This window comes from Clostridium thermosuccinogenes, from assembly GCF_002896855.1.
Classification (GTDB): domain Bacteria; phylum Bacillota; class Clostridia; order Acetivibrionales; family DSM-5807; genus Pseudoclostridium; species Pseudoclostridium thermosuccinogenes.
This window is the reverse complement of the sequence record NZ_CP021850.1, coordinates 1,691,951-1,705,763: the sequence shown is the minus strand read 5'-3', so window position 1 is coordinate 1,705,763 and position 13,813 is coordinate 1,691,951. Positions and strand designations below refer to the sequence as shown.

General features: G+C 43.0%; 12 protein-coding genes. 4 read left to right on the top strand and 8 right to left on the bottom strand.

What is annotated here, in order from left to right; genetic code table 11:
• Positions 1-14: 14 nt before the first annotated feature.
• From CDO33_RS07445 to CDO33_RS07430, 4 genes are all read left to right on the top strand, one after another.
• Positions 15-1,013, top strand: a complete 999-nt coding sequence (locus CDO33_RS07445; RefSeq protein WP_103082807.1) for an aspartate-semialdehyde dehydrogenase — start codon at positions 15-17, stop codon at positions 1,011-1,013.
• A gap of 130 nt (positions 1,014-1,143) precedes the next feature.
• Entirely contained in the window at positions 1,144-2,025 is an 882-nt protein-coding gene (gene dapA / locus CDO33_RS07440; RefSeq protein WP_103082806.1) for a 4-hydroxy-tetrahydrodipicolinate synthase, read from the top strand.
• Between the two features lie 116 nt (positions 2,026-2,141).
• On the top strand, positions 2,142-2,900 hold the full coding sequence (gene dapB, locus CDO33_RS07435; protein ID WP_103082805.1) for a 4-hydroxy-tetrahydrodipicolinate reductase: 759 nt from the start codon (positions 2,142-2,144) through the stop codon (positions 2,898-2,900).
• 25 nt (positions 2,901-2,925) lie between these two features.
• Positions 2,926-3,414, top strand: coding sequence for an ACT domain-containing protein (locus CDO33_RS07430; protein WP_103082804.1), 489 nt, complete (start codon positions 2,926-2,928; stop codon positions 3,412-3,414).
• Between the two features lie 190 nt (positions 3,415-3,604).
• Here CDO33_RS07430 and CDO33_RS07425 read toward each other — a convergent pair whose 3' ends face one another.
• The 8 genes from CDO33_RS07425 to CDO33_RS07385 form a co-directional block, all read right to left on the bottom strand.
• Positions 3,605-3,799, bottom strand: a complete 195-nt coding sequence (locus CDO33_RS07425) for a PspC domain-containing protein (protein ID WP_103082803.1) — start codon at positions 3,797-3,799, stop codon at positions 3,605-3,607.
• 203 nt (positions 3,800-4,002) lie between these two features.
• Complete coding sequence (locus CDO33_RS07420) at positions 4,003-4,440, bottom strand: ACT domain-containing protein (protein WP_103082802.1); 438 nt, start codon at positions 4,438-4,440, stop codon at positions 4,003-4,005.
• Between the two features lie 12 nt (positions 4,441-4,452).
• Positions 4,453-5,754 (bottom strand): phenylacetate--CoA ligase family protein, encoded by a 1,302-nt coding sequence (locus CDO33_RS07415; protein WP_103082801.1) that lies wholly within the window; start codon positions 5,752-5,754, stop codon positions 4,453-4,455.
• A gap of 434 nt (positions 5,755-6,188) precedes the next feature.
• Positions 6,189-6,761 carry an indolepyruvate oxidoreductase subunit beta gene (locus CDO33_RS07410; protein ID WP_103082800.1) on the bottom strand — a complete coding sequence of 191 codons (573 nt, stop codon included), beginning with the start codon at positions 6,759-6,761 and terminating at the stop codon, positions 6,189-6,191.
• On the bottom strand, positions 6,748-8,499 hold the full coding sequence (gene iorA / locus CDO33_RS07405) for an indolepyruvate ferredoxin oxidoreductase subunit alpha (protein WP_103082799.1): 1,752 nt from the start codon (positions 8,497-8,499) through the stop codon (positions 6,748-6,750). Before iorA ends, CDO33_RS07410 begins: the two co-directional genes overlap by 14 nt.
• 620 nt (positions 8,500-9,119) lie before the next feature.
• Complete coding sequence (locus CDO33_RS07400; protein WP_103082798.1) at positions 9,120-10,616, bottom strand: sodium:solute symporter family transporter; 1,497 nt, start codon at positions 10,614-10,616, stop codon at positions 9,120-9,122.
• Between the two features lie 253 nt (positions 10,617-10,869).
• On the bottom strand, positions 10,870-12,504 hold the full coding sequence (locus tag CDO33_RS07395) for an MBL fold metallo-hydrolase RNA specificity domain-containing protein (RefSeq protein ID WP_103082797.1): 1,635 nt from the start codon (positions 12,502-12,504) through the stop codon (positions 10,870-10,872).
• Positions 12,505-12,736: 232 nt separating this feature from the next.
• Positions 12,737-13,714: a M42 family metallopeptidase gene (locus tag CDO33_RS07385; RefSeq protein WP_103082795.1), complete on the bottom strand. Its 978-nt coding sequence runs from the start codon at positions 13,712-13,714 to the stop codon at positions 12,737-12,739.
• Positions 13,715-13,813 lie beyond the last annotated feature (99 nt).

Genomic DNA, 13,813 nt, shown 5'->3' with positions numbered 1-13,813 from the left:
AGGGGGTTCTCGATATGAAAAAAGTGAATCTGGCGGTAGTAGGCGCAACCGGAATGGTGGGAAGGACTTTTATCAAGGTACTGGAAGAAAGAAATCTACCTATTGATAATATATATTTCTTTGCTTCAAGCAGATCGGCAGGATCAAAAATAACTTTCAACGGAAAAGAGTATACGGTGGAAGAACTGACGGAAAATTCTTTTGACCGCGGGATTGACATTGCTCTCTTCTCCGCAGGAGCCAGCACAAGTCAAAAGTTCTCACCCATAGCCGCTTCAAAGGGATGTGTTGTTGTCGACAACAGCAGTGCATGGAGAATGGATCCCACTGTGCCTCTGGTAGTTCCCGAAGTCAACCCGCAGGATATAGAATGGAACAAGGGTATCATAGCCAATCCCAATTGTTCAACTATCCAGGCGGTTGTGGCTTTGAACCCGCTTCACAAAAAGTATAAAATAAAGAGGATAGTCTATACCACCTTCCAGGCTGTATCCGGCGCTGGTATGAAAGGGTATATGGATCTTGAGGAAGGACTTCGGGGAAAGCCGCCGGCTAAGTTCCCCCATCCGATAGCAAACAATGTTTTGCCCCATATAGACGTTTTCCTCCCCAATGGCTATACCAAAGAGGAAATGAAGATGGTATTTGAGACGAAGAAAATCCTGGGTGACCAGAGCTTAAGGATAACCGCAACAACTGTAAGGGTTCCTGTTTTTAACGGCCATAGCGAATCCATAAATGTGGAGTTCGAAAATCAGTTTGATGTTGACGAACTGAAAGAGGTTTTGAAAAATGCTCCTGGTATCGTAGTGCAGGATGATCCTGAAAATAACGTCTATCCTATGCCAATAAACGCTAGCGGAAGGGATGAAACCTTTGTTGGCAGAATCCGTCGTGATGAAAGTGTTGAAAGCGGAGTTAACCTTTGGGTAGTCGCCGATAACATAAGAAAAGGCGCTGCTACCAATGCTGTTCAGATCGCACAGGAATTGATAAAAATGTGGAGCAAATAGTATATATTGCAGTTGGCAGATTTAGTCTGCCAACTGTTTTAACTAACGGAAGTTCATGCATGATCGTTTATGCCTGTTGATGCATAAACTGATATGCGAGTACATATTTTTGAGGAAAGGATGTATCTAAATGCGTAAACCGTTGTTCAAAGGTTCAGGTGTAGCAATAGTAACCCCATTTACCGATGATGGAGTTGACTTTGGAAAACTTGAAGAGCTGATCGAATTTCAGATCAGCGAAGGTACTGATGCAATAATAATTTGTGGTACTACAGGTGAAGCTTCAACTATGCCCGACGATGAACACATAGAGACCATCAGATTTACCGTTGAAAAAGTCAACAAAAGATTACCGGTAATTGCAGGTGCAGGAAGCAACGATACACGGCATGCGGTAGAGCTCAGCAAGCGTGCTGAAGCTGCAGGTGCTGATGCAATCTTAAGTGTAACTCCTTATTATAACAAAACTACACAAAAAGGGCTTTATGAGCATTTCAAGGCCATAGCCGGCAGTGTGAAAATCCCGATAGTACTTTATAACGTACCTTCCAGAACCAATTTGAACATCAATCCTGAAACCATCCAAGCCCTGTCGGAAATTGAAAATATCTTAGCTATAAAGGAATGCAACCTTGCCCAGGTGGGTGAAGTAATCAATCTCTGCAGGAAAGATTTCTATATTTATTCCGGCAATGATGAACAGATACTTCCATTTATGGCCTATGGAGCATGTGGAGTTATTTCAGTTATGGCTAACATCATACCGAAGGATACCCACGATATAGTAGCCAAATATCTGGAAGGCGATGTTGCCGGCAGCAGGGAGCTGCAGCTTAAAGTCCTCGATCTTATAAAAGCTCTCTTTGTTGAAGTAAGTCCCATACCGATAAAAGCAGCAATGAATCTCATGGGCATGAACGTGGGTAAATGCCGCATGCCTTTGGTGGATATAAGCGAAAAAAATCTGGAAATACTAAAAAAAGCGATGAGAAACTACGGAATTATAAACTAATAACAAAATAAATATATTAGAATTAGTCAAAGCAGTAATCGATGAAATTCGCGCAGTACGATCTATAAAGCTTTATAATATACTACGTTCATTAAAGGAAGAAAGTGTGATATCAAATGATAAGAATATTAATGAGTGGATGCAACGGAAAAATGGGCCAGGTTATTACCAGGCTGTCATCACAGTTTGATAACTTGAAAATAGTAGCAGGTTATGATAAAAACGATGCAATAAGCAATCCTTATCCGGTTTTTACAGATTTGAAAAGCTGCAATGTTGAAGTGGACGTCGTAATTGATTTTTCTCATCCGTCTGCTTTTAATGATGTGCTTGACTTTGCCGTATCCCGAAAAGTTGCTCTCGTAATGGCAACAACAGGATTGTCCCAGGCAAATGTAAAGGCGCTGGAAGCCGCCTCCGGCTCTATTCCGGTGTTCTTTTCAGCAAACATGTCCCTGGGCGTGAATCTGATGGTGGACCTGGTCAAAAAAGCAGCAAAAGTTCTGGAAAACAACTTTGATATAGAGATTATAGAAATGCATCACAATCAAAAAATTGACGCTCCCAGCGGTACCGCACTGGCAATTGCGGACGCCATAAATTCGGTTTTGGAGCAGAAACGTGAATATATATATGACCGGCATTCCAGGAGGAAAAAGAGAAGCCCTAGTGAAATCGGTATCCACGCCATACGCGGTGGAACAATTGTGGGGGATCATTCCGTCATATTTGCCGGTAATGATGAGATAATAGAAATCAAGCATACTGCTATGTCAAAAGAGATTTTCGGAGTTGGCGCCCTTAAAGCAGCCGGTTTTATCAAGTCCAAAAAGCCCGGCATGTACAACATGAACGATCTGGTAGAAAGTATGTAAGCAATAACCTAGGGAGGTGGATGCTTTGTCCCAAAGTCCGGTTACAAATGTGTCAATAAACTATAATGTAGCTCTGATAACCATTGACAATCTACCGTCCGACAAAATGCATCTGATACCTGACATTTTTAACGCAATAGCGGAACAGAACATAAATATCGATATGATAAGCCAGGCGCCTCCATATCGTGGCGTTATCAACCTGTCTTTCACTTTGCCTTCCGATGACCTTGTGAAAGCCATAAGCGTACTGAACAAATTCAAGAAGATAGTGCCTGGTTTATTCATAGAAATAAATGCAGAGAATACAAAGCTATCAGTTTATGGTGAGCAAATGAAAAATATTCCGGGAGTAGCTGCGAAGCTCTTCACCATTTTCGCCGGAAACGGGATTGATATAAAGCTGGTAACCACTTCCGAAGTGGATATATCCTATCTCATCGATGAGAAGGATGTGGATAAGGCGCTCAAAGCCATAAAGGATGAATACAATATAAATTTACAGGAAGGCTGAAACTTAAGCTAACTATTTGGGTCAACGCCATGCCAATAATGCTCTATAGCATTACAAAGAGCTAAATTTACTGTTCAAAACGAATCATATTTTAGTCTTTTATAAGATAATCAGCCATCTTGTCATAAGATGGCTGATTATTCTTTAGCATCGCATGCTTTCCCAGCATTTCTGAAACCCTTCATCTTCATTAAAACCTTGGAGGCTTTGGTATTATAGCCCATGCTATCAAATACGCAACAATGCCTGTGCCGGCGGATGCAAGAGTTAAAATAACAACCAAAAGCCTTATAAGTGTAGGATCTACCCGGAAGTATTCACCCAATCCTCCACAAACTCCACCGATTTTTTTATCCGTTTCAGAAAGATATAATCTTCTATCCATAAGTAATCTATTCCCCCTGCCAATTGTATATATCGTAGTTTAATCTTTATTTCTGATAATATATACGCAAGCCCAAATATTTTGTCTGAAAAACTAATACCATTAAAATAAAGAAATAATTCCCATCAGATCACCAGCCGGTTTTGCCATGCTTCTGTGGGAATTTTCCGGATCGCATCCGGTGAAAGCCTTAATCGGTCTTTTTATAGTTTATATACATCACTGGAGGGAAGTACCTTTATGCCTGATTCCGTCAGCAGCTTTATTGCCTCTTCCGTATGAGGGTCATCAACCCTTAGGATTACCATAGCCTCGTTGACAGCTTTCCCTACAAAGGCATACATGTACTCGATATCCAAGCCGGCATCCCTCAATATGCACAAAGCCTCCGATAAGCCTCCTGGTTTATCTGCAACAGCAATAGCTATCACGTTTGTCGTGCTTACTGCAAAATCATTCTCCTTAAGGATTCTCTCCGCCTCCTCAGGTTTATTTACAATAAGCCTTAAAACTCCGTAATCCGTGGTGTCGGCTATTGATAGAGCACTGATGTCGATGTTGTTGCTGCCCAGCAGCTTCGTCACCTCTGCCAGTCTGCCTGATTTGTTCTCGAGAAAAATGGAAATCTGCTTTACATGCATATTTTCCCCTCCTTAAATTTTTCTTTTATCAATAATGCGCTTTGCTTTTCCCTCACTTCTTTCAATACTTTTGGGTTCCACCAGCTTAACCCTGGCGCTGATGCCCAGGGTAGTTTCTATATCCTTGTGCAGCTTGCGCTCAATATCTTCTATACGCTTTACTTCATCGGAAAACATGCTTTGGCTCATTTCCACCCTTACTTCCAAAGTATCGAGGTTATTCACCCTGTCGACTATCAGAAGATAATGGGGTGCAGTTTCACCCATGTTGAAAAGCACTTCTTCAATCTGGGACGGGAATACATTGACTCCCCTGATGATAAGCATGTCATCGCTTCTTGCAGATACCTTTTTCATCCTTACGGTGGTTCTTCCGCATTCACATTTTTCATAGTTCAGTGAGGATATGTCCCTTGTGCGGTATCTCAACAGCGGCAGGCCTTCCTTTGTGATTGTACTGAAAACCAGCTCGCCGGTTGATCCCGGAGGCAGCACTTCCTCCGTATCGGGGTCGATGATTTCCGGAATGAAATGATCCTCCTGTATATGTAAACCACATCGGCATGTGCATTCACTGGCCACACCAGGACCGATGACTTCGCTCAATCCATATATATCTATAGCTGTAATGCCAAAACGTTCCTCGATCTCAGCACGCATCCTTTCCGACCACGGTTCCGCTCCAAAAATCCCTGACTTGAGCTTGAGATCTTCCTTTTTTAATCCTATTTCCTCCATTTCCTCTGCCAGGTACAGGGCATAAGAAGGAGTGCAGGCTAATATCGTCGTGCCAAAATCCTTCATTATCTGCAGCTGTCTTTTAGTATTACCGCCTGAAACCGGGATAACAGTCGCTCCTACCCTTTCTACTCCGTAGTGGACGCCAAATCCTCCGGTAAACAAGCCATAGCCATATGCCACCTGTACAATGGAGTCTTTGTCCGCTCCGGCATTTACAAGGGTTCTAGCCATAACCTCAGCCCAAGTATCCAGGTCTCTTCTTGTATATCCCACTACCGTCTGTTTCCCTGTCGTACCTGAAGATGCGTGTATCCTTACAATTTCGCTCATGGGTACGGCAAAAAGCCCGTAGGGATAATTATCTCTCAAGTCCTGCTTATAAGTAAAGGGAAGCTTTTTCAAATCATCCAGGGATTTGATGTCACACGGCTCCAGTCCCGCCTTCTGCATCTTGTCCCTGTAAAAAGGAACATTGTGATATACCCTTTTTACCGTTTCTATCAATCTTTCAGTTTGAACTTTCTCTCTTTCTTCTCTTGACATGCATTCATAAGTTGGATTCCAACACTGCATACATATGCCCTCCCTAAAATTATTCAATAGTGCAGAGCAGGCAAAGCATTGATGCATAGCATTAATGCGCTTTTTATGCCACTTTTTGCGCCGCACTATAAATATAATATAAGCCTTTATCTTCCCCCCACAGGAAAGGCTTTTAGGGATTACGGGATTCCCGCCCCACGCAAAAGCAAATAAGGCTGTTATTCACTATATGTTGCTAACTAGCATACGTAAAGTATCACTTTTTTAATTCAATGATATATCTACAAGCCGGGATCTTCCTGATCTTTCTTCCTGATCCCTTTCTACAATCTTTTTCTGTATTTTTATGTATTTCTCTACTGTTTCTGCTTTTTTTATTAAAGCATTATGCAATTAAATCTTTCTAATGTATTTTTTTACTGTGTCCGCAAACTCAAACTCTATAAACTCTATATATTATTATACTATATGGCATAGCCTGCTTCAAAGGCTTTGAGGTTTACATCAACAAATTTGGCAGGCACAACCTCTTTTATGCTTTCTATCCATGTTTCCTTCGCTATATTCGTGGATTTGGCCAGTACACCCAGCAAAACCGTATTCACTGCCTTAATATTTCCGCACTGTCTTGCTATAGATAAGGCATCCAGCGAAATGGTATTGGCATACTTTTCTTTAATCCTCGGAAGTATGTTTTCAGGATATTTCGCCTTGCGAATGATGACCGGCATCGGGTCGATTTCCTGATCGTTAACTATGAGCTTGCCGCCATCCTTAAGATATTCCAGCCATCTCAAGGCTTCGAGCTTTTCGAACGCCAGTATGATATCCGCTTCTCCCTTTTCCACCAGCGGTGAATAAACTTTTGGTCCCAGCTTTACATAGGTTACAACGCTTCCACCCCTCTGGGACATGCCATGCACCTCGGATACCTTCACATCATAGGACTCCTTCATTGCCACATGGCCTAAAACCTTGCTGGCCAGCAAAGTCCCCTGACCGCCTACTCCAACTATCATTATATTAAGCTTTTGCATTATTATCACCAGCCTTTTCAATCGCATCAAATCTGCACAGCTTGCTGCACAATTTACATCCTACGCACAATGCCTCATCAATTTCCACATGATCGCCTCTGTCCACAAGGGCGGGGCATCCAAGGGATAAACACATTTTGCAGTATCTGCACTTATCGTTTATATGCTGTGTTCCTTCATATTTCACATTCTTTAGAAGCGCACAGGGTCTTTGAGATATAATAACTGAAGGCTCATCCGCATTTACTTCTTCTCTGATCACATTTTCCAATTCCTTGAGGTCAAAGGAATCCACCACCTTTACCCTGTCAATTCCAATCGCTTGGGCTAGCTTGACAAGGTCAACCTGTCTGGTAGGCTCACCTTTAATGGTAAAGCCTGTAGTGGGATTGTCCTGATGCCCTGTCATTCCTGTGATGGAATTGTCCAGAATGATGACCGTAGAATTTCCTTTATTATAAACAACATCGATCAAACCGGTTATCCCTGAATGGATAAAGGTTGAGTCTCCCAGTATTGCCACAGTTTTCTTTCCGAAATCACGGCCTCTCGCCTTTTCCATTCCATGGGCCATACCTATGCTGGCACCCATACATACACAGGTATCCATGGATTCCGTCGGAGGAAGAGCTCCCAACGTATAGCACCCTATATCCCCATTTACCCTCAGCTTCAGCTTTTTCAGAACATAGTAAGTCCCCCTGTGAGGGCAACCGGGACACATTACCGGAGGCCTTCCGGGTATATTCTCCTCTATGGCAGGTGCTTTTGGCAATTTCTCTCCCAGCAATCTTTCCTTGATAAGGCGGGCACTGAGCTCTCCTGTAACCGGAAGCAAATCTTTTCCTATCACTTTGATGCCTAGGCTCTTTACAAAGTCTTCTATAAAAGGTTCCAGCTCTTCTATAACATAGAGAGTTTTTACCTCGCTGGCAAAATCCCTTATCAGCTTCTCCGGCAAGGGATGGACCATTCCCAGCTTCAGAAAGGATGCATTATCCCCAAAAACCTCTTTGGCATATTGATATGCTATGCCGCTGGTGATGACGCCTATATCCTTGCTTGTTCCCTCCACTCTGTTCAGGGATGTGCTGTCGGAAAATTCCCTCAGCTCCTCCATCCTCTTTTCAACTATCTCATGGCGTTTTCTTGCCATTCCCGGCATCATCACATATTTGTTGTAATCCTTTATGTAATCCTTTAGCTTATATTCAATTCGGTCTTCTACCTCCACCAGACTACGGGAATGGGCAATCCTGGTCGTCAGCCTGACTATGACGGGACAGTCGTACCTTTCGCTTATTTCAAAGGCTGTCTTGACGAAATCCTTGCACTCCTGACTGTCGGCGGGCTCTAGCATAGGCACTTTTGACGATCTGGCATAGTACCTGCTGTCCTGCTCATTCTGGGAGCTGTGCATTCCGGGGTCATCAGCAACCATTATCACCAGACCTCCGTTCACACCTGTATAAGATAATGTAAACAAAGGATCCGCGGCTACATTAAGACCGACATGCTTCATGGAGCATATGGATCTTGCACCGGCTATCGAAGCTCCTATAGCTGTCTCCAACGCCACTTTTTCATTTGGCGACCACTCGGAATATACTTCATCATACTTTGCCAGATTCTCTGTAATTTCCGTACTTGGTGTTCCAGGATATGCAGTCGCTACGGTAACTCCAGCTTCAAATGCACCTCTGGCAACGGCTTCATTGCCAAGCATCATTTTTTTCATTAACATGACCTCCAAATTGATATTATGACTGTATGCAGAATGTTAATACCCCTAGCATGCAGTTTACTTGCAATCAGCTAATTTTATCGGCAAGAACACCGAAAAAATGCGTATGTGTTTAGGTTTGCGCAACATTGCCATGTGCACCTGATGCGCATACGCGTATATGCCCATGCAAATTGATTATGATTTTTGCCGGTCAATACGGCAAGTCGCACCTTTACTTTAAGTGCGACCTGCATAATTCAATCCGTTGTACCGGCTATCAAAGATAGTGCTGTGAAAATAATTAAAGTAAGAACAACACTATCAAAGCTTCGTGTTAGCGAGTCAACTTACTATTTATTATATTTTAAACTTATATTTGTAAAAAGTAAATCTTTTATGTCATATCCTTCCGTCAATCCTTGTCCTTTAATTAAGCTTCTACATTTCTCAAGGCAGCTCTTCAGGCAGCCGGGTTCTAATTTTATTTAAGTTTAATTATAATTTCTTCATTAAAGCTTTTTGAAGGCCAATTAAGCTAATTATGCTTATTAAAGTTTATTAAAGTTTATTAAAGCTTATTAAAGCTTATTAAAGCTTACTGAAGCTTCATTGAAACCCCATTGAAGATCTATTTATGAAGCTGCCTCAGTACTGCTTCGTATTGTATCGAATACTTTGTCCACATGGCGCTGAGGGAGCTTGGAAGTAACGAAACTCACCACCGGCACTGCTATAAGTGAAACTATCATCGACACAGCTCCGATTTTAGGAGCTAATGCAGCATTCATTCCAAAGTAAATCGTACTTCCTATGGAGCAAGCAAATCCGGCAATAAAGCCTGCCCATGCACCGGCTTTTGTGGTTCCCTTCCAGTACAGGCCGTATAAAAAGGGAGCAAGAAACGCACCGGCCACCGTACCCCATGAGAACGACATCAACGTGAGTATGGCGTTAGGAGTTATGGCTACTATAAAAGAAAAGGCAATAAACACTACACACAAAACTCTCATAAGCAGCATAACTTTTTCTTTTTTCATTTTGGGGAACAGCACTCCCTGAACCAGATCCAAGGATATTGCCGAACTGGAAACCAGCACCAGAGAAGATAAAGTGGACATTGAAGCCGACAGCACAAGAATAATTATAATCCCCATCAATGCATCAGGCAGGGCAATATCCAACATATTGGGCATTATCATATCGTAATTCGGCTTCCCATTATATAAAGGAACGGTATTGTCAAGGAACAATCTTCCGAACGCACCCGCAAAATATGCCCCTCCGGCTATTATAACAGCAAATACCGTCGATACTATCGTTGCCTTTTTTATGGCATCATCATTTTTAATGGCATAAAACTTATGAACCATTTGCGGGAGTCCCCAGGTACCCATGCTGGTGAGAATAATTAAGGAAAGCAAATCCAGGGGCTGACCACTGAAAATTTTTACCAGGTTCTCACCGTCTCCGGGAATCTCCGACAGCTTTCTGATACCCTCGCCCAAGCCCCCAACCATAGGATGGGAAACCACAAAGAATAGCATCAGCGCAAGGCCGATCAGCATGATTATACCCTGTACAAAGTCATTAATAGCCGTAGCTACATATCCTCCCAGAAGCAGATATACTCCTGTGAGTACCGCTATAGACAACATGCAGTAAATAAAAGGGATTCCAAAAACCTTTTCAAACAAATAGCTCAATCCCTGATACACCGATGCGGAATAAGGCACCAGGAAAACAAAGATAATGAGAGCAGTCGCTATTTTCATGGCTTTGCTGCCATATCTTTTTTCAAAAAATTCCGGCATTGTGGAAGCATTCAGCTCATGGGTCATTTTTCTGGTCCTTTTTGCCAGCACCAACCACGCAAGCAAGCTGCCCAACAAGGCATTGCCTATGCCTATCCAAGTGGCGGAGATACCAAAGCTCCATCCGCTTTTACCTGCATACCCGATGAAAATGACCGCTGAAAAATATGTCGTGCCGTAAGCAAAAGCCGAGATCCAAGGGCCCATTTGCCTTCCACCCAGAAAAAAATCCTGAACTGTGGTTACTTTCTTTTTGCTGTACAGTCCGACTCCGACCATAAGAGCAACAAAAAGCAAAAGAAATGCATACTTTAACATGTCCTACCATCCTTCCGTAATTGAATTCACTACCTACCATTCTACCTCTCTGCCCAAATTCCGGATTGAAAATACAGAACTTAGTTCCAGTCCATCCCAAGCTGTCCGGAAAATAAGCAAAAGTTGTTAATTACAATTTATATTTTAAAGCATTATCAAAGAAAAGAAAAGGGGTTTTTCAACCCCTTAGCATTATTTGTCATACTAAGATTTAAACAAATCCGATCAACACAAATGTGATAATAGAGAAGGCTTACCCCATTTGCTTTAGTACGTCCAGTATCTCCGATTCCAGCTTTTTAAGTCTGGCTCTGAGTTTATCCACTTCCTCATCCTCTTTATCCTGCTTTAAATCATTGATAATTTCATCCGACAGGAAATCGAACTCTTCCTTGAGGGTTTCAAGAATGTCGATAACAGCCAGACGCTTGAAGGATACGTCGGGAATGAGCTTTTCAGCCTCATCCATGGCACCTCTGGCGCCTATTACGAAGGATTGTCCCCTTTCCGGAATTACGGTTTCCACTCCCAAGTTCTCTTTTACCGCTTCGGAGAAATCGGCCATCACATTTTCTTCGCCATGGACTATGAACACCTTTTCCGGTTTCTTTTTGAATCCCTGCAGCCAGGACATCAGCCCCTCTTTGTCGGCATGGCCGGAAAGGCCTTCCAGCATCTCTATGCGCGCATTTACGGATATTTCTTCTCCGAATATCTTAACTGTTTTTGCTCCGTCCAAAAGCCTTCTTCCAAGTGTCCCCTCTGCCTGATATCCCACAAACAGGATGGTGGATTCGCTCCTCCACAGGTTGTGCTTTAAATGATGCTTAATCCTTCCGGCATCGCACATCCCGCTGGCTGATATGATGACCATGCTCTCTTTTTTCTCGTTTAAAGCCTTTGATTCTTCTGGAGTTTTTGTAAAACGGAGGCCGGGAAAATCCAGGGGATTATCTCCGTTTTCTATATATTCCCTCGCTTCTTCATCATAGCAGTCCAGATTTCTTCTGAACACTTCGGTAGCGCTGGTAGCCAGGGGACTATCCACATATACGGGTGCGTTGAAAAACTTGTCATACCTCGCATCATACTTCTCCCGCTTCTTATTCAGGTCATATATTACCTCCTGGGTTCTACCCACCGCAAAGGAAGGAATTACTACATTTCCACCCCTGTCTATGGTTTCGTTTATAATGTTCACAAAATCCTCCACCCTGTCCTTGCTTTTTCCATGAACCTTGTTTCCGTAGGTGGACTCAATGACTAAATAATCAGCATCCTCTATGATGGTCGGGTCCCGCAATATAGGGATGTTTTTGTTTCCGAGGTCTCCGGAGAAAACCACCTTTATCTCTGATCCCTTTTCCCTGATCCACAGCTCTATTATTGAGGATCCCAATATGTGACCGGCATCCCTGAACCTTACTCTTATATCCTCTGTAAGGTTCCGCATCTCGTCGTATTTCACGCTTCTAAAAAGCTTCAGACAGTCGACGGCATCCTTATAGGTATACAGGGGTTTTACAGGGGGCTTCCCTGCCCTTTGCCTCTTCCTGTTCTTCCACTCGGCTTCGGACTCCTGTATATATCCGCTATCCGGCAGCATTATTTCACATAGCTCTTTTGTAGCCTTTGTGGCGATGATCTCCCCCTTGAAACCATCCACATACAGCTTTGGTATGCGGCCGCTGTGGTCTATATGAGCATGGGTCAGCAACACATAATTCAGTTCCGAAGGATTAAAAGGGAAATCTTCTTCATTCAATGTCTCTTCTTTTGAACTGCCCTGAAACATGCCACAGTCCACAAGCATCTTGCAGCTGCTGGTTTCAATAAAATAGCAGGAACCGGTCACCGTTTTTGCAGCTCCTAAAAAGGTGATTTTCATTCCAGACACCTCCTGTTGTTTGCTTGTATTTTCCCACTCACAGTCATGGAGCATCCAGTCCTACGGCTGTTAAAACTGCGTCCTGGATTCCTCAAAATTACCGCACCTTGGGAAGCAAACTTAAAATCTTTAAAACAAACTTTACCCTGAAACAAGGTGGAGTTTTCTTGCAGCAGCATTCTTAAATCCTTGTTTCATTCTTATCAATGGCTCAATCGATAACCTCGATGTTCTATTTAACCGCCTGAACCAATAGCTTAACTGCATTTTCCATATCGCTGAGGCTTGCCGTCTCCACAGGGCTGTGTATATATCTGCATGGTATGGATACAGCACCGGAAGGGACTCCTCCCACTGCCGTATGAATTGCTCCTACATCCGTTCCACCGCTTTCCAGCACTTCATACTGATAAGGTATGCCGATTTCCTTTGCAGCATCCTCCAGAAGCCTTTTAACTTCAGGATGGCAGATGAGGGAGCTGTCCTTTATTTTTATCGTTGGTCCGGCGCCGCATTTGACAGCCATGGGATGGCACTCCGGCGTATCTCCCGTATCTGTAACATCTATAGCTATAGCTATATCAGGCTGAATCTGGTATGCCGCAGTTCTAGCTCCTCTCAGTCCCAACTCTTCCTGGACCGTAAATACAAAGTACAGTTCATTGTCAGTCTCAGGTAAATTCTGAATTACCTTTATGAGGACGGCACATCCGCTTCTGTTGTCCAGAGCCTTGGATATGATCATGTCTCCGGTTTGAACAGCATCACCTACAAAGCATGCGGTATCTCCTATCCTTACCTTTTTTTCAGCCTCTTCTCTGCTTTTTGCTCCAATATCGATATACATTCGGGAAAGCTTGAGGTTTTTCATATCATCCAGCTTTTCCTCATAGAACACGGAGCCTATTGTTCCGTTTTTGAATCTGACCTTCTGTCCCAGGGCGAAGTACTGATATACCCATCCCAGATTGGAAAACCTTATGAAACCATTGTCATCAATAAAGGTTGCCATAACCCCTATCTCATCCATATGGGCATCCAGCATTATCTTTCTGCCTGTTCCCTTTTTTACGGCAATCAGATTTCCTAAGGTATCTGTATATATGTCATCGACTTTATCCTTGATTTCCTCCGTGATTACCGCTCTTATTTCCTCCTCATTGCCCGATACTCCGAAGGCGTCGGACAATTTTCTCACTAAATCAAACATATGCCATACCTCCTAAAACAGTAATTTATTAACACGATATTCTAAGAAAAGAATCAGTACCGGCCGCATTTTGCAGTCACAAAGGGCAAAATACGACTC